This window comes from Pseudomonas sp. SJZ078 (assembly GCF_007828255.1).
Lineage (GTDB): Bacteria > Pseudomonadota > Gammaproteobacteria > Pseudomonadales > Pseudomonadaceae > Aquipseudomonas.
In genome coordinates this window covers 137,487-156,750 of the sequence record NZ_VIUG01000004.1, presented here as the reverse complement: position 1 = coordinate 156,750, position 19,264 = coordinate 137,487, and the positions used below count along the sequence as shown (strand labels likewise).

Annotated in this window: 22 protein-coding genes and 1 tRNA gene; 2 read left to right on the top strand and 21 right to left on the bottom strand. The window is 58.7% G+C overall.

Annotated elements, in window-relative coordinates:
• Window positions 1-65: 65 nt before the first annotated feature.
• From FBY02_RS06050 to FBY02_RS05955, 19 genes are all read right to left on the bottom strand, one after another.
• Window positions 66-941, bottom strand: coding sequence for an alpha/beta fold hydrolase (locus FBY02_RS06050; RefSeq protein ID WP_144924648.1), 876 nt, complete (start codon window positions 939-941; stop codon window positions 66-68).
• Between the two features lie 524 nt (window positions 942-1,465).
• A tRNA-Lys gene (locus FBY02_RS06040) sits at window positions 1,466-1,541 on the bottom strand.
• A gap of 63 nt (window positions 1,542-1,604) precedes the next feature.
• Window positions 1,605-2,279 carry a 7-cyano-7-deazaguanine synthase QueC gene (gene queC / locus FBY02_RS06035; protein WP_178111833.1) on the bottom strand — a complete coding sequence of 225 codons (675 nt, stop codon included), beginning with the start codon at window positions 2,277-2,279 and terminating at the stop codon, window positions 1,605-1,607.
• 19 nt (window positions 2,280-2,298) lie between these two features.
• The gene (gene queE / locus FBY02_RS06030) at window positions 2,299-2,946 is read right to left on the bottom strand and encodes a 7-carboxy-7-deazaguanine synthase QueE (RefSeq protein WP_041021787.1); all 648 of its coding nucleotides are present in this window, start codon (window positions 2,944-2,946) and stop codon (window positions 2,299-2,301) included.
• A gap of 166 nt (window positions 2,947-3,112) precedes the next feature.
• On the bottom strand, window positions 3,113-3,949 hold the full coding sequence (ybgF, locus tag FBY02_RS06025; RefSeq protein WP_144924641.1) for a tol-pal system protein YbgF: 837 nt from the start codon (window positions 3,947-3,949) through the stop codon (window positions 3,113-3,115).
• 6 nt (window positions 3,950-3,955) lie between these two features.
• Window positions 3,956-4,456 (bottom strand): peptidoglycan-associated lipoprotein Pal, encoded by a 501-nt coding sequence (pal, locus tag FBY02_RS06020; protein WP_024779460.1) that lies wholly within the window; start codon window positions 4,454-4,456, stop codon window positions 3,956-3,958.
• A gap of 52 nt (window positions 4,457-4,508) precedes the next feature.
• Complete coding sequence (gene tolB, locus FBY02_RS06015) at window positions 4,509-5,810, bottom strand: Tol-Pal system beta propeller repeat protein TolB (RefSeq protein ID WP_144924638.1); 1,302 nt, start codon at window positions 5,808-5,810, stop codon at window positions 4,509-4,511.
• Window positions 5,807-6,865: a cell envelope integrity protein TolA gene (gene tolA / locus FBY02_RS06010; RefSeq protein ID WP_144924635.1), complete on the bottom strand. Its 1,059-nt coding sequence runs from the start codon at window positions 6,863-6,865 to the stop codon at window positions 5,807-5,809. The genes tolB and tolA overlap by 4 nt, the downstream gene beginning before the upstream one ends.
• Complete coding sequence (tolR, locus tag FBY02_RS06005) at window positions 6,865-7,317, bottom strand: protein TolR (protein WP_161796096.1); 453 nt, start codon at window positions 7,315-7,317, stop codon at window positions 6,865-6,867. The genes tolA and tolR overlap by 1 nt, the downstream gene beginning before the upstream one ends.
• 23 nt (window positions 7,318-7,340) lie before the next feature.
• Window positions 7,341-8,036 carry a protein TolQ gene (tolQ, locus tag FBY02_RS06000; protein ID WP_042728759.1) on the bottom strand — a complete coding sequence of 232 codons (696 nt, stop codon included), beginning with the start codon at window positions 8,034-8,036 and terminating at the stop codon, window positions 7,341-7,343.
• Window positions 8,026-8,493 (bottom strand): tol-pal system-associated acyl-CoA thioesterase, encoded by a 468-nt coding sequence (ybgC, locus tag FBY02_RS05995; protein ID WP_139645237.1) that lies wholly within the window; start codon window positions 8,491-8,493, stop codon window positions 8,026-8,028. Before ybgC ends, tolQ begins: the two co-directional genes overlap by 11 nt.
• Window positions 8,494-8,619: 126 nt before the next feature.
• Window positions 8,620-9,681 carry a Holliday junction branch migration DNA helicase RuvB gene (ruvB, locus tag FBY02_RS05990; protein ID WP_144924632.1) on the bottom strand — a complete coding sequence of 354 codons (1,062 nt, stop codon included), beginning with the start codon at window positions 9,679-9,681 and terminating at the stop codon, window positions 8,620-8,622.
• Window positions 9,682-10,290, bottom strand: coding sequence for a Holliday junction branch migration protein RuvA (gene ruvA, locus FBY02_RS05985; RefSeq protein ID WP_024779454.1), 609 nt, complete (start codon window positions 10,288-10,290; stop codon window positions 9,682-9,684).
• A 114-nt stretch (window positions 10,291-10,404) separates the two neighbouring features.
• Window positions 10,405-10,929 carry a crossover junction endodeoxyribonuclease RuvC gene (gene ruvC, locus FBY02_RS05980; protein ID WP_024776477.1) on the bottom strand — a complete coding sequence of 175 codons (525 nt, stop codon included), beginning with the start codon at window positions 10,927-10,929 and terminating at the stop codon, window positions 10,405-10,407.
• A 168-nt stretch (window positions 10,930-11,097) separates the two neighbouring features.
• On the bottom strand, window positions 11,098-11,844 hold the full coding sequence (locus FBY02_RS05975) for a YebC/PmpR family DNA-binding transcriptional regulator (protein ID WP_144924629.1): 747 nt from the start codon (window positions 11,842-11,844) through the stop codon (window positions 11,098-11,100).
• Window positions 11,845-11,962: 118 nt separating this feature from the next.
• Window positions 11,963-13,738 (bottom strand): aspartate--tRNA ligase, encoded by a 1,776-nt coding sequence (aspS, locus tag FBY02_RS05970; RefSeq protein ID WP_024776475.1) that lies wholly within the window; start codon window positions 13,736-13,738, stop codon window positions 11,963-11,965.
• 75 nt (window positions 13,739-13,813) lie between these two features.
• Window positions 13,814-14,035, bottom strand: a complete 222-nt coding sequence (locus FBY02_RS05965; RefSeq protein ID WP_024776474.1) for an FmdB family zinc ribbon protein — start codon at window positions 14,033-14,035, stop codon at window positions 13,814-13,816.
• Window positions 14,036-14,215: 180 nt separating this feature from the next.
• Window positions 14,216-14,566 (bottom strand): ribbon-helix-helix domain-containing protein, encoded by a 351-nt coding sequence (locus FBY02_RS05960; protein ID WP_144924626.1) that lies wholly within the window; start codon window positions 14,564-14,566, stop codon window positions 14,216-14,218.
• A gap of 273 nt (window positions 14,567-14,839) precedes the next feature.
• Entirely contained in the window at window positions 14,840-15,313 is a 474-nt protein-coding gene (locus tag FBY02_RS05955; protein ID WP_144924623.1) for a Dps family protein, read from the bottom strand.
• 377 nt (window positions 15,314-15,690) lie between these two features.
• On the opposite strand from FBY02_RS05955, the gene FBY02_RS28575 reads away from it, so the two are divergent.
• Window positions 15,691-16,296, top strand: coding sequence for a cold-shock protein (locus tag FBY02_RS28575; RefSeq protein WP_144924620.1), 606 nt, complete (start codon window positions 15,691-15,693; stop codon window positions 16,294-16,296).
• 70 nt (window positions 16,297-16,366) lie between these two features.
• Here the strand turns inward: FBY02_RS28575 and FBY02_RS05945 are convergent, their stop codons facing one another.
• Window positions 16,367-16,573: a SlyX family protein gene (locus tag FBY02_RS05945; protein WP_041021693.1), complete on the bottom strand. Its 207-nt coding sequence runs from the start codon at window positions 16,571-16,573 to the stop codon at window positions 16,367-16,369.
• A gap of 3 nt (window positions 16,574-16,576) precedes the next feature.
• Entirely contained in the window at window positions 16,577-17,002 is a 426-nt protein-coding gene (locus FBY02_RS05940; RefSeq protein ID WP_144924618.1) for an HIT domain-containing protein, read from the bottom strand.
• A gap of 861 nt (window positions 17,003-17,863) precedes the next feature.
• On the opposite strand from FBY02_RS05940, the gene FBY02_RS05935 reads away from it, so the two are divergent.
• Window positions 17,864-19,147 carry an OprD family porin gene (locus tag FBY02_RS05935; protein WP_144924615.1) on the top strand — a complete coding sequence of 428 codons (1,284 nt, stop codon included), beginning with the start codon at window positions 17,864-17,866 and terminating at the stop codon, window positions 19,145-19,147.
• Window positions 19,148-19,264 lie beyond the last annotated feature (117 nt).

Here is a 19,264-nt window from a genome sequence, read left to right as displayed (position 1 = left end):
TTGAACCCGTTACAGGCCAGTGATGGCCTGCGCGGGACGGTTTCCATCAGGTTGGGTGAGTGGCTTTAGCCAAGGAAAGTCAGAACTTCGTCCAGCAGCAACTCGGGAACTTCCTCCGCCAGGTAGTGGCCGGCCGCCAATGCTTTGCCGCGCACATCGGTGGCAACTTGCCGCCACTCCTTGAGAGGGTCGAAGCAGCGCCCGACGGTGCCTTCGGCGCCCCATAAAACCAGCAGCGGCATGTTCAAGCGGCGACCGGCAGCGATGTCGGTACGGTCGTGATTCAGATCAATACTGGCGCTGGCCCGATAGTCTTCGCAGATGCCACGTGCGGTTCCGGGCAGTTTCAGACAGCGAAGGTATTCGCTGAAGGCTTGCTCGGTGAACGGCTTGAGTCCGGCGCTGCGGCTGCCCATGACACTGCGCAAATACAACTCGGGATCGGCCTCGATCAGGGTCTCCGGCAACGGTGCCGGACGGATCAGGAAAAACCAGTGCCAGTAGGCGCGGGCGAAGGTTTCGTCGGTCTGGGCGTACATCGACAAGGTTGGCGCGATATCCAGCAACACCATGCGTTGCACCGCCTGCGGATGATCGAGGGCCAACCGATGCGCAACCCGTGCGCCACGGTCGTGGGCCAGCACCGAGAACTCACTGAAGCCGAGGTCCTTCATCAGTTCGAGGCCATCACGGGCCATTTCGCGCTTGGAGTAATGGGTGTGATGGTCGTTGGCCGGCGGTTTGCTGCTGTCGCCGTAACCGCGCAGGTCGGCGGCGACCACGGTGAAGTGCTGCGCGAGTTGTTCGGCGATTTTATGCCAGATGACATGCGTTTGCGGATGGCCGTGCAGCAGAAGCAGGCCCGGCCCGGTGCCTTTGATGCGGTAGACGATGTCCACACCGTTGACGTGGCGCTGATCTTTCTGGAATCCGGCGAACATGGGGATGACTCCTTACGATTGTCGCCTACATCGTAAAACCCACAACGCTGAGGAAAAAGCGCGAAACGTGGTGGCCTCGTTCATGAAGTGTGTTGAAGGGGAGTGATTAAACAGTGCAACTGCATCTGCATACGCGGGACCGATTCTCACAAATGCTGGTTAAGAGCGCCTCTCGAGACCTCTGACCAATCCGCACGGATGTTGTGGAATCGGGGGTTCAGGCTATTCAAGCGCCCTGCCCCCCCGGCAAGAACTGAGCGGTTGCAGGAGCTGAGTGCAACACAGTCATTGAATTGAAGCCGGAACATCGTGCCGGATCAGCGCAGGCAGACGATCAGTTCCTTGCGCAGCTCACCGACGGGCAGGTCGAAGATCGCGTTGTAGATCGTCTCGCGACAGAGGTAGATATGTCTGTACGCTGGGATAGCTCTCCCCTCAGGCCCGCGCCCCACAATATTGCAGGCAAAAAAAAATCCGGAAATCCTCACTTTCGTGGGCTTTCCAGACTTTTAAAACAGCAAAAATGGTGGGTCGTGTGGGATTCGAACCTACGACCAATTGGTTAAAAGCCAACTGCTCTACCAACTGAGCTAACGACCCGCTATGTGGTGGCGCGTATAATACTGATTTCTAAGGACTATTCAATACCTAATTTGAAATAAATCAAAAATAAGGGGTTGGATCGCTCACGCCTGCCGCAGCGAAGCCTTCGGCGCGCAGGCGGCAGCTGTCGCATTTGCCACAGGCGCGGCCCTGATCGTCGGCCTGGTAACAGGAAACGGTCAACCCATAATTCACGCCGAGCTTCACACCGGCCCTGATGATATCGGCCTTGCTGAGATTCTGCAGCGGCGCCTGGATGCGGAAGCCTTGCCCTTCCACGCCGGCCTTGGTCGCCAGGTTGGCCATGCGCTCGAAGGCTTCGACGAACTCGGGACGGCAGTCCGGGTAGCCGGAATAATCCACCGCGTTGACGCCGATGAAAATGTCACGGGCTTCCAGCACCTCTGCCCATCCCAGCGCCAATGACAGGAATACCGTGTTACGCGCCGGCACGTAGGTTACCGGTATGCCTTCACTCGGAGCTTCGGGTACGGCGATGGTGCTGTCGGTCAGGGCCGAACCACCGATGCCGTTGAGGTTCAGGCCGATCACCTTATGCTCCACCACACCCAGGTCCCGAGCCACTCGCTCGGCGGCGTGCAATTCAGCGCGGTGACGCTGGCCGTAATCGAAACTCATGGTGTAGCAGCGGTAACCCTCGGCACGAGCCATGGCTACGACCGTGGCCGAATCCAGGCCGCCGGACAACAGGATGACCGCTCGTTTTTCTGCAATGTTCGTCTGCTCAGTCATATCAGCGCCCCGGCTCATCGTTCCAAAGATATTTGTGCAGCTGCAATTGCAGGCGCACCGGCAGGTTATCCGCCACCACCCAGTCCGCCAGATCCCGCGCGTTCAAATCGTGATGACTTGGCGACACCAGGACCTCACCGGCTCGCTTGTCGAGCCCATACTGGATCAGCTTGGACACGGCCCAGTCGTAATCCTCCCGAGAACAGATAACGAACTTGACCTGATCGTTGGGCGTCAGCAGTTCAATGTTCTCGTAACGGTTACGATGCGCTTCCTTGGAGCCTGGGGTTTTCAGGTCCACGACGCGACTGACGCGTGGGTCGACGGCCGAAATATCCAGGGCACCGCTGGTTTCCAGCGAAACTTCATAGCCGGCATCACACAACTGCTTGAGCAAGGGAATGGCATTGGGTTGTGCCAGTGGCTCGCCACCTGTGACACAAACGTAGCGCGGGCGATAGCCGGCCACTTGCTCGAGGATGTCGTCAAGGGTTCGCAGGGTGCCGCCGCTGAAGGCGTAGGCGCTGTCGCAGTATTGGCAACGCAACGGGCAACCGGTGAGGCGCACAAATACCGTGGGCAGCCCGGCCGTTCGCGTTTCACCCTGCAACGAGTAAAAAACTTCGGTGATTCTCAATGTGTCTTGCATAGTCGCCACGGGCGTAACAGCTAAACAGGCCGTCCGCCTCCGTCAGGCACTTCAAGGAACCCCGCCATCGCGCAGGCTCCAAAAAGCGTGTTTCAGAAAAGGGCGTGAATTCTAACGAAAAAACCCGCGACAAGCGCGGGTTTCTTCATTACCAGGTCTAACCGGCTTACATGCGTTGCAGATCGCGCTGGGCCAACTGGGCGGCAGAAGTCCCCGGATACTGGGAGACTACCTGCTGCAGAATGCCCTTGACCTTGTCGGTATGACCAAGGCGGCGCTCTACGTCAGCCAGCTTGTACAGCGAATCTGGCACCTTGGCATGCTTGGGATACAGCTGGGAAACCTTGGCGAATGCCTGGCCGGCACCCTGCAGGTCACCCTTGGCCAGGTTCACTTCACCCAACCAGTATTGGGCATTGCCCGCGTACTGGCTGTTTGGGTATTTGCGCAGGAAAGCGGCAAAGGCCTGGCTGGCCTTGTCGAAATCCTTGGCCTTGATCAGGTCGAAGGCAGCGTCGTAATAGAGCTTTTCCTTCGCCGGATCGGCCGGTTCGCCACTGGCGGCAGGTGCTGGAGCGCTTGCTCCGGCAGCCGCGCCTGCGGCAGCACCAGGGGCGTTCAAGTCGCCACCGGCAGGAGAATTCTCAGGAGTCGCGGCAGGTGCAACACCGCTTCCTATGCGCCGATCAAGATCCTGGTAACGCTCCAGGTTTTCCTGCTTCATGCGCGATACTTCGTTTTGCAGAACTTCAATCGCGCCTTGTTGGCGTGAAAGCTGATCCTGCATTTGCTGCAGTTGGTTGAACAGCTCGCCCTGTGCCGAGACAGGGGCCGAAACCCCTCCCCCGGCATAGGCGCCGTTCGTACCGTAACCTGCAGGCGGATAGCTGCTCCCGCTATTGTTATAGCCGGCATCGTTATCGACCACAGGAACCGCAGCCCACACCGCAAGCGGTGCGAGACTGAGAGCCAGAACAGTTACAGCACGACGGCACGTTCGCATGACGAATCAGTTCTTACGCAGTTCGACGCGACGGTTTTGAGCCCAGGACTGCTCGTCGTTGCCGGTAGCAACTGGACGCTCTTCGCCGTAGGAAACCAGTTCCAGCTGAGCTGGGGAAACACCTTGCAGTACCAGGTAGCGTTGAACGGCTTTCGCACGACGCTCGCCCAGTGCCATGTTGTACTCACGAGTACCACGTTCGTCAGTGTTGCCTTCCAGAACAACGCGAGCGCCGTTTGCTTTCAGGTCTTTGGCGTGAACGTCCAGAGCGCGCATGGCTTCTGGCTTCAGGTCCGAGCTGTCGTATTCGAAGTAGAAGGTGGTGATTGCGCGCAGAGCAGCTTCTTCGCTCATGGAGCCGTCAACTGCACCAGTGTTAGCGCCGTAACCAGCGTTCGGATCAACAGCGCCTTCACCGGCGTTGTCGCCGCCTTTGGACGAGCAACCTACAGCTACGGCCATGGCCAGAGCCAGCGCAGCAAATTTACCAAACTTCAGCATTTCCATCGTGAAACTCCTAATGAACCCCAGTGTGTTAAGTAAAACGTATTGCGCCGCGTCAGTTCAGGTAAGGGGACCAGGACGGTTCTCTGACTTCGCCTTGAGCGGTAGGAAGCGGGAGCCTCACGCGTCCATTAATGGACACGAGCATCAAGACTCCCCGGCCCTGCTGGCGGGTGGCGTAGATTACCATGGTGCCGTTGGGCGCAACAGTAGGTGACTCGTCCAGAGTGCTATCAGTTAGGATTTTTACGCTGCCGCGTTGCATATCCTGGGCTGCCACCTTGAAATTGGTGAAACCGTCCTGACGATGGATCATCACCAGGGTCTTCTCGTCCGCCGACAGTTTAGGGTTGGCGTTGTAGTTACCGACGAAGGTTACGCGCTCGGCACCGCCGCCACCGGCACTGGTCTTGTAGATCTGCGGCTTGCCACCACGGTCGGAGGTGAAGTAGATGGTCGAGCCATCCTTGCCCCAGAACGGTTCGGTGTTGATGCCCGGGCCGTTGGTGACACGGGAGATCGAACGCGAGCCCAGGTTCATCACATAGATGTCCGGGTTACCGTCCTTGGACAGCACGAATGCCAGGCGGTTACCGTCCGGCGACCAGGCTGGCGCGCCGTTCAGGCCTTCGAAGTTGGTAATCTGCTCGCGGCGACCGGTGTCGATGTGCTGCACGAAAATGCGCGGACGCTTCTGCTCGAACGACACATAGGCGATGCGCTTGCCATCGGGGGCGAAACGCGGCGACAGGATCGGCTCACGCGATTGCAGCAGGGTGACCGCGCGTGCACCGTCGTAGTCGGAGCGCTGCAGGGTGTAGCGGGTGTTTTTCTCGGAGAAACGTTCGGCCGTCACGTAGAGCATGCGGGTGGAGAATGCACCCTTGATACCGGTGAGCTTCTCGAACGACTGGTCGGAGATGTAGTGCGCCATGTCACGCAGCTGGTCTGTGCTGCCCGATACGCTGCCGGTCAGCACCTGCTGTTCGGTGGCGACGTTGAACAGAGCATATTGCACCTGCAGGCGGCCGCCCGCCGGAACGATGCTGCCGACCATGATGTACTGGGCGCCCAGGGCCTTCCAGTCACGGTAGATGACTTCGCTGGCCTGGGTGGGCAGGCTGATCATGTTCTGCTTCGGAATCGGCGCGTAGTAACCCGAGTTGCGCAGGTCGTTGCCGATGATTTCCGCCATATCGTCCGGCAGGACGCTACCGCCCTGCCAGCCGAACGGTACGACGGCGATCGGGGTCGCCCGATCGCTGCCGCTGGTGACCAGAATGTTCTTTTCCTCTGCCACCGCTATCCCTGCCAGGCAGCAGATAACGACAAGCATTCCTCGAAGAAGGTTTCTCACAAGGCTAGATCCTCAGGTGTGAATGTCATCTTGAATGAACGATAGGGAGCGAAATCGCTCGGCTTCATTCCTTGCATTTCCGTCAATCGTCCAATGTTCTTGACCGCGGCAACCGCCGAAGCATCGAAAGGTCCGTCGCCGCTGGACTTGGCCACGCTGACCGAGGCCACCGTACCGTCCGGCAACATGCCGATCTGCAATACCACCGTCATGCCCTGGCGCGCCGAAGGCGGACGAGCCCAGCCCTCTGCCGCCCGGGCACGAATCAGATCATCGAAGCTACCGGCGACTTCATCGCCCTGCTCATCGGCCAAGGCCTGCTGGCGCTGCGGCGTGTCGGAAAGCAGATCCGCCAAGGCCTGGGCCTTCTTCTCTTCGGCAGATTTGCGCGCTGCATCCTGGGCCTTTTTCTTGGCGGCGTCGGCGGCGGCTTTCTTCTTCGCATCCTCGGCGACTTTCTTTTTCGCCTCGTCAGCTTCAGCTTTCTTCTTGGCGTCTTCGGCCGCTTTCTTCTTCGCGTCCTCGACAATCTTCTTCTTGGCCTCTTCGGCGGCCGCTTTCTTGGCCTCTTCCTCAGCGGCTTTCTTGGCTTCCTCTTCGGCTTTCTTCTTGGCTATATCAGCCAATTGTTTCTCTTCTGCCTTCTTGGCCTCGGCTTTTTTCGCTTCATCGGCTTTCTTGGCCTCGTCAGCTTTTTTCGCCTCGTCGGCCTTCTTCGCTTCTTCGGCCTTTTGAGCGGCTTCTTCTTTCTTTTGTTCCGCTGCCTTTATCGCTTCCTGTTCGACCTTCTTCTGCTCCATCTGCTCGACTTCAGTCTGCCGCGCAGCGGATTTCTTCGCCTCACCGGCCAGCTTCTGGTTGGTCTGCGTGGTGGCCTGGCTCTTGGACTTGAGCTGGTAAAGGGTCGCCTGCACGATCGGCTTGGCCGGCGGCAGCTCCGGTGTCATGGCAAAACTGACGAACAACATGCCGAACACCAGCACGTGCAGGCCAATTGCCAGGACGCTGGGCCAGAAGTAGCTTTCCGAGGCGGACGGCTCTCGCTGTTGCTGCATCAGGGGGCCTCGGTGATCAAGCCAACATTACCGACCCCGGCTTTCTGCAGACCGCCCATCGCGCCCATCACGGCTCCGTAGTCGACGGTCTTGTCACCGCGAATGAAGACCTGGGTGCGTTTGCCAGCATCATTGCCGACACGAATGATCTTGGTCACCGCATCGGTCATCTGGGGCAGGGTCATGGCCCGGTCCTGTTGCTTCTCGGTATCGACTTCGCTGCCAAGGTTCCAGTAGTAGGTCTTGTCAGCCTTGATCGAAATGGTCAGGACCTGGGTGTTGTTGTCCTGCGGCAAGGCTTCGCTGGAAACCTTGGGCAGATCCACCTTCACGCCCTGATTGAGCATGGGCGCGGTCACCATGAAGATGACCAGCAGCACCAGCATCACGTCGATGTAGGGCACCACGTTCATCTCGGCAACCGGCTTGCGCTTGTTTCGGGCTCGAGCGATTAAAGCCATCGGGAAATACCTGCTTATTCTTCGCTGGTGTGCACTTTGCGGTGCAGGATCGCCTGGAATTCATCGGCGAAGGTGTAGTAACGGCCGATCAGCGTTTCGCTGCGGGCAGCGAAGCGGTTGTAGGCGATAACAGCCGGGATCGCCGCAAACAGGCCAATGGCGGTGGCGACCAGTGCCTCGGCGATACCCGGGGCCACGGTGGCCAGGGTTGCCTGCTGGGCGGAGGCCAGGCCACGGAAGGAGTTCATGATCCCCCACACGGTACCGAACAGGCCGATGTACGGGCTGACCGAACCGACGGTGGCCAGGAACGGCAGGCTCTGCTCGAGCTTTTCTTCTTCCCGGGAAATGGCGACGCGCATGGCACGGGCCACACCTTCCATCACCGCTTCAGGGTCGACGCCCGGCTGCTGGCGCAAACGGGAGAACTCCTTGAAACCGGCACGGAAGATCTGCTCCACGCCCGAATCCGGATCCGGGTTGCTGCCCGCCTGGCGGTACAGCTTGGACAGGTCTATACCCGACCAGAAGCGCTCTTCAAAGCTCTCCAGGGCACGGCGACCAGCGCGCAGCAGGTTGCTGCGCTGAAAAATCATGATCCATGAGGTCACCGATGCGGCTACCAGGGTCAGCATTACCAGTTGCACCACGACGCTGGCATTGCTGACCAGGCTCCACATGGAGGTATGGTCGACGACGTTAGCTTCCACGCTTTATCTCCTGCTCTGAGTGTGTACCCGCGCCGCTCACGCCGGCAAAGGCCGCACGTAGAGCTTCGGGAATGGCCCGGGGTTTCAAACTATGGGTGCGCACACAGGCCACCAAAAACTGCCCTTCACAGAGCAGCGCATTATCCGTAGCCCGCCTGACCTGCTGCTTGAAGCGCAGGCTGACACGGTTCAATTCGATGACATCGGCACTTACCAGAAGCTCGTCGTCAAGTCGCGCCGGCGCGTGGTAACGCGCTTCGCTGGAATGCACGACGAATAACAGGTCCTCCCCTGCCAGCGCGGATTGGGCGAAACCCAGTTCCCGCAGCCGTTCGGTTCGAGCCCGTTCCATAAACTTGAGGTAATTGACGTAGTAAACGATGCCGCCGGCATCGGTGTCCTCGTAATAAACGCGACAGCGATGTGCGAACGACTCCAGCCCGTTTTGCGCGCGCATACTCTAGTGCTTACTCCTCGGGTTGCCAATCGGCGGCAACTGTTTTTTCATTCTCGAGTACATAGACGCTCCGGACGTCGTCTGGGACAGCACAATCCGGAAAAAAGTCGCTACATGAAAAGTCGTTCAATCGTCCACGGCATCAAGGAATTCGTCTACCACCGGCATCTCGCCCATTCGTGTCGGGATGTTTAAGCCAAAATGCAGGTAAGCATGACGCGTCACCACTCGCCCGCGTGGGGTGCGCATGATGTAGCCCTGTTGGATCAGGTACGGCTCCAGTACATCCTCGATGGTATGGCGCTCCTCGCTGATGGCCGCGGCCAGACTGTCCACACCCACCGGACCACCGTCGAACTTCTCGATCATGGTCAGCAGCAGGCGCCGATCCTGATGATCGAAACCATGCTCGTCAATGTCCAGCAGGTTCAACGCCAGGTCGGCAATCGACTTGGTGATGTGGCCCTTGGCCCGGACCTCGGCAAAATCCCGAACCCGGCGCAACAGCCGGTTGGCGATCCGCGGCGTACCCCGGGCCCGACGCGCCACTTCATAGGCACCCTCCGGGTCCAGCGGCAACCCGAGGATGCCCGCCGAGCGGCTGACGATCGTGGCCAGGTCCGCGTTGTTGTAGAACTCCAGGCGCTGGACGATGCCGAAACGGTCGCGCAGCGGGTTGGTGAGCATGCCGGCGCGGGTGGTGGCACCCACCAGGGTGAAGGGCGGCAGGTCCAGCTTGATGGAGCGCGCCGCTGGGCCCTCGCCGATCATGATGTCGAGCTGGAAATCTTCCATGGCCGGATACAGCACTTCTTCGACAATCGGCGACAGCCGATGGATCTCGTCGATGAACAACACGTCGTGGGGCTCAAGATTGGTCAACAACGCCGCCAGGTCGCCCGGACGCTCGAGGACCGGACCGGACGTGCTCTTGATCGACACACCCATTTCCTGGGCAATGATATTGGCCAGGGTGGTCTTGCCCAGGCCCGGCGGGCCGAAGATCAAGGTGTGGTCCAGCGACTCGCTACGCCCCCGGGCCGCCTGGATAAACAACTCCATCTGCTCACGCACGGTCGGTTGGCCAATGTAGTCGGCCAGGCTGACAGGGCGAATCGCACGGTCCTGGACTTCCTCGCGGTCACGGGGCGCACCCGTGGCGGCGATCAGACGATCAGCTTCAATCACTTAGATCATTCCCTTCAGGGCACGACGAATCATGTCTTCAGTACTCAAGCCTTTTTCCTTGATGGCGGAAATCGCCTTGCTGGCTTCCTGTGGCTTGTAGCCCAGGGAGATCAGCGCAGTGACCGCGTCGTTCTCGGCACTGGCCGCTGGCACCGGTGCATCAGGCTGGTTCGGCACCAGCGCAAACATGGCCGGCACCGCTTCCCAGGCCTTGAAGCGATCCTTGAGCTCCACCAACAGGCGTTCGGCGGTTTTCTTGCCGACACCTGGCACCTTGGTCAGCGCCGAGGTGTCCTGGGATTGCACGCAACGCACCAGTTCGTCGACTTCCAGGCTCGACATCAAGGCCAGGGCCAGTTTCGGACCTACACCATTGAGACGGATCAACTCACGGAAAAAGTCTCGCTCGCGCTTGCCGACGAAACCATAGAGTAACTGCGCATCCTCGCGCACGACCAAATGGGTGTGCAACGTCAGCGGTTCACCGACCGACGGCAAGCGATACAGCGTGGTCATGGGCACTTCCAGCTCATAGCCCAGGCCATTTACATCCAGAATCAGGTGCGGCGGCTGTTTTTCAGCCAGGGTGCCGCGCAAGCGTCCAATCACGTTTCAGATCCTTGGGCGTTGACCAGCCGCTGGCTGGCGAATAACGGCCCGGGCATGAAGGCCGACGACACAGGCGCAACAGGCTCGGGCTCATGAATGAGAGCGCTGATGCTATCAGAGACGCAGGCGCCCGCCACGACTGCGTGCGGTTCCCAGACCATGAGGCAACAGGCTGGAGCGGGTATGGGCATGACAAATAGCGATGGCCAGGGCGTCGGAGGCGTCAATCTGCGGCTTGCTGACCAGCTTCAACAGGTGCATCACCATCATTTGCACCTGCTCCTTGTTCGCCGCCCCTGTTCCGACGACCGCCTGCTTGACCTGGGTCGCGGTGTACTCGGCGATCTCCAGACTTTCCTCGGCGCCAGCAACAATCGCCGCTCCCCGGGCCTGCCCCAGCTTCAAGGCGGAATCGGCGTTGCGCGCCATGAAGACCTTTTCGATCCCCATGGTGACCGGGCCGTAGGTCTGGATGACTTCGCGCACGCCGCGATAAACGATCTGCAGACGCTCATGCAACTCGCCCGCCCCGGTGCGGATGCAGCCGGACGCCACATACACACAGCCGCGTCCGGTGTCGCGAACCACGCCGTAGCCGGTAATGCGCGAACCGGGGTCGATGCCAAGGATTAAAGTCATAGCGCCTGCAGGTTGAAGAAGGAGTTGCCTGGACCTGTGGGAGCGGGCTTGCTCGCGAAAGCGGAATGTCAGTCACACATGTATTGCCTGACACACCGCCTTCGCGAGCAAGCCCGCTCCCACCCTAGTCATCAGGCATCAGAAAAAAAGTTATTGCACACAACAATATCAGCCAAGCTGTTGCGCCACGGATTCTGGGATATCGGCATTGGAATAAACGTTCTGCACGTCATCCAGGTCTTCCAGCATGTCGATCAGCTTGAGCACCTTCTCGGCACCCTCGAGGTCCAGTTCGGCGCTGGTGGTCGGCTGCATGACGATTTCCGCGTCGGCCGGCTTGAACCCGGCCGCTTCCAGGGCGTTGCGCACGGCATAGAAGCTGGCGAACGACGTGAAGACGTCGAACGAGCCGTCTTCATGGCTGACTACGTCATCGGCATCGGCCTCCAGGGCCGCTTCCGTCAGGGCATCTTCATCGAGACCCGGCGCGAAGCTGATCTGCCCCTTGCGCTCGAACAGATAAGCCACCGAACCGTCGGTACCGAGGTTGCCACCGCACTTGCTGAAGGCGTGACGCACGGCCGCCGCGGTACGGTTGCGGTTGTCGGTCATGCATTCGACCATCACCGCCACGCCGCCCGGGCCATACCCTTCGTAGGTCAGTTCTTCAACGTTGTCGGCCTCGGTCGCGCCAGCGCCACGGGCAATCGCCCGGTCAATGATATCGCGGCTCATGTTGGCACCGAGTGCCTTGTCCAGGGCCAGGCGCAGACGCGGGTTAGAACCCGGATCGCCGCCACCCTGGCGGGCCGCGACCGTCAGTTCACGGATCCACTTGGTAAAGATCTTGCCCCTCTTGGCATCCTGACGTTCTTTGCGGTGCTTGATGTTCGCCCACTTGGAATGACCTGCCATAACTCGCTCCGGTTCTTCTTGAAACGTTGCCCGCCCCGCGCTCGCGCGGTGGCAGGCAAGCAGAAATATCGACACCAACGAAAAGGCGCATCCGAAGATGCGCCTTCAGGTGTCGGCCTTACTCAGCCTTAGGCTGTTCACGCAGGCGGATGTGCAGCTCGCGCAGCGCCTTGGCATCCACCGCACCCGGGGCCTGGGTCATGACATCGGCCGCGCTCTGGGTTTTCGGGAATGCGATCACTTCACGGATCGACTGGGCGCCGGTCATCAGCATTACCAGGCGATCCAGGCCGAAGGCCAGGCCACCATGGGGCGGTGCACCGAACTTCAGGGCGTCGAGCAGGAAGCCGAATTTCTCTTCCTGCTCCGCTTCGTCGATGCCCAACAGGCGGAACACCGCCTGCTGCATGTCCTTGCGGTGGATACGGATCGAACCGCCACCCAGCTCGGTGCCGTTCAAGACCATGTCGTAGGCACGGGACAGAGCGGTAGCCGGATTGGCCTCCAGCTCTTGCGGCGTGCATTTCGGCGCAGTGAACGGGTGATGCAGGGCAGTGAAGCTGCCATCGTCGTTTTCTTCGAACATCGGGAAGTCCACGACCCACAACGGCGCCCACTCGCAGGTCAGCAGTTCCAGATCGTGGCCGACCTTGATCCGCAACGCCCCCAGAGCTTCGCTGACGATCTTGGCCTTGTCTGCGCCGAAGAACACGATATCGCCGTCGACCGCGCCGACGCGATCGAGGATCACGTTCAGGTTGGCTTCAGGGATATTCTTGACGATCGGCGATTGCAGGCCTTCGACGCCTTTGGCGCGCTCGTTGACCTTGATGTACGCCAGGCCCTTGGCACCGTAGATGCCGACGAACTTGGTGTAGTCGTCGATCTTGCTGCGCGGCATGCTCGCCGCACCCGGCACGCGCAAGGCGGCAACACGGCATTTCGGATCATTGGCCGGACCGCTGAAGACCTTGAATTCGACGTCCTTGAGCTGGTCGGCCACGTCCACCAGCTCCAGCGGGATACGCAGGTCCGGCTTGTCGGAACCATAACGACGCATGGCCTCGTCCCAGGTCATGTGTGGGAAGTCACCGAATTCCAGGCCCAGCACTTCCTTGAACAGGTTGCGGATCATGCCTTCGGTCAGGCCCATGATGTCTTTTTCGTCGAGGAAGCTGGTCTCGATGTCGATCTGGGTAAACTCAGGCTGACGGTCGGCACGCAGGTCTTCGTCGCGGAAGCACTTGGCGATCTGGTAGTAACGGTCGAAGCCGGCCACCATCAGCAGTTGCTTGAACAACTGCGGCGATTGCGGCAGGGCGAAGAAGCTGCCGGGGTGGGTGCGGCTCGGCACCAGGTAGTCACGGGCGCCTTCCGGCGTGGCACGGGTCAGGATCGGCGTCTCGACGTCGAGGAAGCCGTTCTCGTCCAGGTAGCGACGGATGCTGGTGGTCATGCGCGAACGCAGGCGCAGCTTCTCGGCCATTTCCGGACGACGCAGGTCGATGAAGCGATAGCGCAGGCGGGTTTCTTCGCCCACGTCGGAAAATTCGTTGAGCGGGAACGGCGGGGTCTCCGCTTCGTTGAGCACTTCCAGCTCATGACCCAGCACTTCGATCATGCCGGACGCCATGTTGGCATTGCCGGCACCGGCCGGACGCAGGCGCACCTTGCCGGTGATCTTGACTACGTATTCGCTGCGCACGCGGTCGGCGGTGGCGAAGGTTTCAGCACGGTCCGGATCGAACACCACCTGGGCCAGGCCTTCACGATCACGGATATCGAGGAAAATCACCCCGCCATGGTCACGGCGACGATGGACCCATCCGCAAAGAGTAACTTCCTGACCTTCCAGGCTTTCGTTCAGTTGGCCGCAATAATGGCTGCGCATCATGGTAGTGGTTTCACTTCTCGTAATTCGACATTCGGTTGGAGGCCCTGCCCATGCAAGAACCCGCGCGTATTCATCTCAGTCAGCTTTGTCGCCACCGGCGAGGTTCTTCTTCGCACCGGTCTTGAAGTCGGTTTCATACCAGCCCGTACCGCCGAGACGGAAACCCGGCATGGACAGCATTTTTTTCAGTTCCGGCGCCTGGCAGGCAGGGCAGTCGACCAGCGGTGCTTCGCTGATCTTTTGGATGGCTTCCATCTGATGACCACAGGAAGCACATTGATAGTCGTACATCGGCATGGGTTGTCTCGGCGATCAGGTTAATCGCGCAAAAGCTGGGCTTTGCGGCAAAGAGCGGGATTATATCCATTAAATGCAGCCTGTGCAGCCGTAGGGGCGTTCTCCATTCGTTTCCATGGGATGGGAAAATGAATCTCGAAGCCCCCAGGGCTGCCCAGGGCACCTACCAGCCCGGTCGAGTCACTGCGGGGCCCCACGCCAGTGACGCTCCACGACTTCCAAGCCGGCCTCCTTCAAGCTGTGCACCACGCAGACAACCCGCACCAGGCCGCTGAAATTGCGAACTCCGCCGTGGCGCAGGTGCACCTCCCGGTCGACATGAGACAACAGGGCATTGATGGAACAGTTGTTGAGCTGGGCCATGTCGCCGAGAATCTCCCAATAGACCCGTTCCAGCCGAAGACAGGTGGCGAACCCATTCAAACGGATGGATCTGGACAAGGGGCGGGCCAGCTGCATATCGAACCCACTGACAAACGGGTCGATCTCGATGGACTGCGCACCCTCCCTTGACTCTTTTCCTTGAATCATACCGTCGACACTCCTTTGCCATACGAACCTCTCAGTCAGGACAACCAATCTGGTGCCCTATGGAAGCTCAACGGCGTCGCCAGATCCAGATGACTTTTTGACCGGCAACGTAGGACAAGCCAACAGCAAATAGACGATGAATTACATCGTCCTACACACGATGGGTGACCTCGACAGCAGACACACGACTGATCGGAAAACCCGATACCAGGAAACCAATAGTTGCACACGCGGGCGATGATGCCATGCCACCCACCATCGCCCGCCAGAGGCTTACCGCTCGTCCAACAGAGAGCGCAACATCCACGCAGTCTTTTCATGAACCTGCATGCGTTGGGTCAGCAGATCGGCGGTCGGCTCGTCGCTGACCTTGTCCAGCAAGGGGAAGATACCGCGGGCCGTGCGCGTCACCGCCTCCTGGCCATCGACCAGTTGCCGGATCATGTCTTCGGCACAGGGCACGCCCTCCTCTTCCTTGATGGAAGACAAGCGCGCATACACCGAATAAGCTCCCGGCGCGGGAAAGCCGAGCGCACGAATGCGCTCGGCAATCAGATCCACCGCCAACGCCAGCTCGTTGTATTGCTCCTCGAACATCAGATGCAGGGTCCGAAACATCGGCCCCGTGACGTTCCAGTGGAAATTGTGGGTCTTGAGATACAACACGTAGGTGTCCGACAACAAGCGTGAAAGCCCATCGACGATGGACTTGCGATCTTCTTCACTGATACCGATATCAATTGCCATGTTGGTTGATCTCCTGACGGTGATGAATTCCACAGCGTAGCGGGTGTTTTCGCCAGTGGCCTGCGACAAATCGCCTAACCTCCTGAACCGACAAGCCAAGACATCGGACAGTTCCAGGCTATGCGCTATCAGCAGGATAAATACCCCTCCCACATGCGTGCAGCTTTCCGGCCGACGAACAGCGCCGTGCGCACCTGTTACGAGTTTGAGAAGGCCAAGGCTTTGCTGTTAAATAGGCAGTGTGTCGCTACGCCTATTTTCCTGGGTGTGGCGCATAGGCTGAATCGGGTACGTGTCCAGCGCCTCTCATTGTTCTGAAGCGAACCGCACCCGACCAGCTCTTCCTTGTGATCCGTCTTAACCGTGAGTCAATCAAAATGTTGAAAATCGTCCACTTGCTAATGGGCGCAGCTGCCCTGCTGCTGTCCTTCATCCCTAGCCTGGGTTCCGAAGCCACACCTTACCTGCAACATCCCGATGCGCTTTACCTGGCCTTCTTCGGCCTGCTCAACCTGATCCTCGCACCTGTCATTCCTTACTGGCACAAAGGTCCTCGTCATCAATTGCAAAACCTGGTCAGCGTACTGCTGGTGCTGGCCGTTGCCTTGCAAACCCTGAGCCTGCTGGCTCCGATGCCGGAAATCAGCGGTCAACCGGCCGTCCTGTTCAGCCTCACTGCGGCGTTGCTTGCCGTGGCACTGCACCTGGCCGCCAGCTTCTACAAGAAGTCGTCGCCGACCGCCGCGCCGCAGAACTACGACATGTCCAATCGTGATACCGGCACCGTGAAGTGGTTCAACACCTCCAAGGGCTTCGGCTTCATCTCCCGTGACTCCGGCGATGACATTTTCGTGCATTTCCGGGCCATCCGCGGCGAAGGCCATCGCGTCCTGGTCGAAGGCCAGCGCGTGGAGTTCTCCGTGATGCACCGCGACAAAGGCCTGCAAGCCGAAGACGTCATCGCCGCACTGCCGCGCCGCTGATTCCAGGCATGAAAAAACCGCGAGCAGCCAGGCTGCATCGCGGTTTTTTTATGCCTCGTCGCTCGGACGATCAGTAATGCGGGGGCGGCGCCTCTTCCTCGACGGATTCGAACTGCCCAGCCATTTCCTCCTGCCGCTTGAGCAACGCCGCCATCTGTAATTGCAAACGCTCGACGACCCGCTGCTGCTCCACCAACACATCATTCAACGCCTGGATGGTGTCATCCTGAAATGCCAGGCGAGTTTCCAGATCGGTAACACGCGCCTCAAGATCCACGGTTCAACCCTCCACAAACTTGAAATCATCGGTCAGGGCCATCCGCAACCGCTCGCGAATGGCCGCCACCTGCTCCGCATTATAAGGCCGGGCCGGGTGCTTGCCCCAGACCGGCGACGGCCAGGCCACATCCTCACGCCTGCGCACGATGACATGCATGTGCAACTGGCTGACGACGTTACCCAACGCCGCAATGTTCAACTTGTCAGCGTCGAAAGAGTCCTTGAGGGTTTCCGCCAGCGCGGTGGTCTCTTTCCACAGCTGGCGTTGATCAACGTCATCGAGCTGAAACAACTCGCTGATATCTTCCCGCCTTGGCACCAGAATGAACCACGGGTAATTCGAATCATTGGACAGCAGCAACCGGCACAGTGGGAAATCGCCAATGGGCAATGTGTCCTGCTGCAGTTGTGGATCTAAAACAAACACCGCGCGTACTCCTTGCTCGTTATCGGGGCTGCCCGGTTTGGGCCTGCATTGGATACTCGCAGCATACCCGCGAATGACTGAACGTTCACTGCGCCCCTCCGGCCTTGACTGAAATGCCTGTTTTCGGGTCCGACCTTCTCCACGCGGTAACAGCGCGCACCATTTCAGCGCAGCAATCTCCCGGGAGTACGGAAACGTCAGCATCCTGATGGGGAGAAACACAGAGCCATGCGCGACTCATGAAGTTTTTTGCACCAAAACTGCACAAAGCGTCTACGCTCAGTGCACGAAGCATCCGGGATTTACTCACTGGCAGGGTGAACCGGTAACGTTTTTGGTTGTCGAGGGCCATTTTCAGTTTTCAAACACGATAGCGGCACAGCAGTCAACCCTATTTAAAACAAGGCCTTTGCCCCCCGGTTTCATGAGGTTTCACCGCGTCAAACGGAAGAGTGTGAAAAAACTGTGAACAAATTTCGGGTTTGTGCATACTTGTTGCATTCATCCCGGACATCGCCCTCAGGCAATCGTCGGAACGAAAACCTGTTGGCCTATAAATAAAGTGGCAAGGTTGCCCTCAGGAGCTTCAAGTGCAGTAACAAAGGACTCTTTACACCGACGCCGAAGAAAGAAAAGCAATATTCAAATTGCGAAACCCGATTGCGTCGGAACAGCCCCATTACGACATGGATCGAGCCATTGGCGACATGGTCGTGAAGAAGCTGGAAGGTTGGATGGGCAAGTATCGCCAATGATGTCGTCGTGATATAAATTTGCGCCGACACAAAAAGAAAGAGCCGCCCAGATAAAAAAACAGGTGGGACGGCAGTACTCTTCTAAAAACCAAAGGAGCAAATCACGATGCGCGTGATGAAGTGGAGCATGATCGCACTGGCTGTTTCGGCCGGTGTTTCGCAGTTCGCAGTGGCGTCTTCCCAAGAGGAATCCAAAGGCTTCCTGGAAGATCAAAGCCTGAAAGCTAAAACTCGCATTGAGTACATGAATCGCGATCAACGGAACGGCGGCGGCAACATCGCCTTGCCAGGTGGCGGCTTCAAAAATGGCTATCGTGAAGATACCGGCCTCAGCGAACTGGTCACTTACGAGTCCGGTTTCACTCAAGGCACCATTGGTTTTGGTCTTGATGCGTACGTAGGCAGCACTGTCCGACTGGACGGTGGTGAAGGCCGTCAAGGCAACAACCTGTTCGCTTCCGACAGCGACGGTCATCCTGAAAAGAGCCAATCGAAAGCTGGTGCAGCTGTCAAACTGCGCTTCTCCGACACCGTTCTGAAATACGGTAACCAGCAAACCACCAGCCCTGTCTTCTCTACTGACGACAGCCGTCTGCTGCCGGAATATGCAACCGGTACTTTGATCACCAGCAAGGAAATCAAAGGCCTGGAGCTGACCGCTGGTCACTTCACCGCAATGAATGCCCAGCAACAAATGGGACGTGACAGCATCAACGGCCCACATACCGCCGGCCTGACGTCCGCTGACATTGCTGGTGCAACCTACCAGTTCACTGACAATTTCGTAGCCGGCGTAGCTGCTTCCGATGTAGATGACTACTTCAAGAAGCAATACATCAACGCCAACTACACCCTGCCGATCAACGAAGATCAGTCCCTGAACTTCGACTTCAACGGCTATCGCAGCAAAAGTCAGGGTCAAGAGCTGAACGGTGACATTGACAACCGTATCTGGTCCCTCGCAGCAGCCTACTCCATCGGGGCTCATAAATTTACCCTGGCTCACCAACGCTCTACCGGTGACACCGGTTATGTTTACGGCGTGGATGGCGGCGGCACGATTTTCCTGGCCAACTCCATTCAGTACTCCGACTTCAACTTCGCAGATGAGCGTTCGTGGCAGGCTCGTTACGACCTGAACATGAAAACCTACGGCGTACCTGGTCTGAGCTTCATGACCCGTTACGTTAAGGGTGACAACATCTCTACCGATACCGGCGAAGGCAAAGAGCACGAACTGGATATCGAAACCAAGTATGTCCTGCAAAGCGGCCCAGCCAAGGACCTCTCCTTCCGCGTGCGCCAAGCGTTCTACCGTGCGTCCTCTAACGTAACTGGCGACGTTAACGACTTCCGTATCATCGCCGAATACCCACTGAGCATCCTGTAACTCAGCGGTCATTCGTTAGCTACACCCGCAACAAACAAAAAACCGCTCACCTGATCCAGGTGAGCGGTTTTTTTATGTGTCCGATAAAAACAATCTGACGCAACTTCATAAATAGCA

Bases quoted from the DNA above. Each gene is read 5' to 3' on its own strand.
- FBY02_RS05960 (WP_144924626.1), bottom strand. From the start codon at position 14,566: ATGATTCAAGGAAAAGAGTCAAGGGAGGGTGCGCAGTCCATCGAGATC.
- queE (WP_041021787.1), bottom strand. From the start codon at position 2,946: ATGCAAGACACATTGAGAATCACCGAAGTTTTTTACTCGTTGCAGGGT.
- FBY02_RS05965 (WP_024776474.1), bottom strand. From the start codon at position 14,035: ATGCCGATGTACGACTATCAATGTGCTTCCTGTGGTCATCAGATGGAA.
- ybgF (WP_144924641.1), bottom strand. From the start codon at position 3,949: ATGCGAACGTGCCGTCGTGCTGTAACTGTTCTGGCTCTCAGTCTCGCA.
- ybgC (WP_139645237.1), bottom strand. From the start codon at position 8,493: ATGCGCGCGCAAAACGGGCTGGAGTCGTTCGCACATCGCTGTCGCGTT.
- aspS (WP_024776475.1), bottom strand. From the start codon at position 13,738: ATGATGCGCAGCCATTATTGCGGCCAACTGAACGAAAGCCTGGAAGGT.
- FBY02_RS06050 (WP_144924648.1), bottom strand. From the start codon at position 941: ATGTTCGCCGGATTCCAGAAAGATCAGCGCCACGTCAACGGTGTGGAC.
- FBY02_RS05955 (WP_144924623.1), bottom strand. From the start codon at position 15,313: ATGGCAATTGATATCGGTATCAGTGAAGAAGATCGCAAGTCCATCGTC.
- pal (WP_024779460.1), bottom strand. From the start codon at position 4,456: ATGGAAATGCTGAAGTTTGGTAAATTTGCTGCGCTGGCTCTGGCCATG.
- tolA (WP_144924635.1), bottom strand. From the start codon at position 6,865: ATGCAGCAACAGCGAGAGCCGTCCGCCTCGGAAAGCTACTTCTGGCCC.
- FBY02_RS05935 (WP_144924615.1), top strand. From the start codon at position 17,864: ATGCGCGTGATGAAGTGGAGCATGATCGCACTGGCTGTTTCGGCCGGT.
- FBY02_RS28575 (WP_144924620.1), top strand. From the start codon at position 15,691: ATGTTGAAAATCGTCCACTTGCTAATGGGCGCAGCTGCCCTGCTGCTG.
- FBY02_RS05975 (WP_144924629.1), bottom strand. From the start codon at position 11,844: ATGGCAGGTCATTCCAAGTGGGCGAACATCAAGCACCGCAAAGAACGT.
- ruvC (WP_024776477.1), bottom strand. From the start codon at position 10,929: ATGACTTTAATCCTTGGCATCGACCCCGGTTCGCGCATTACCGGCTAC.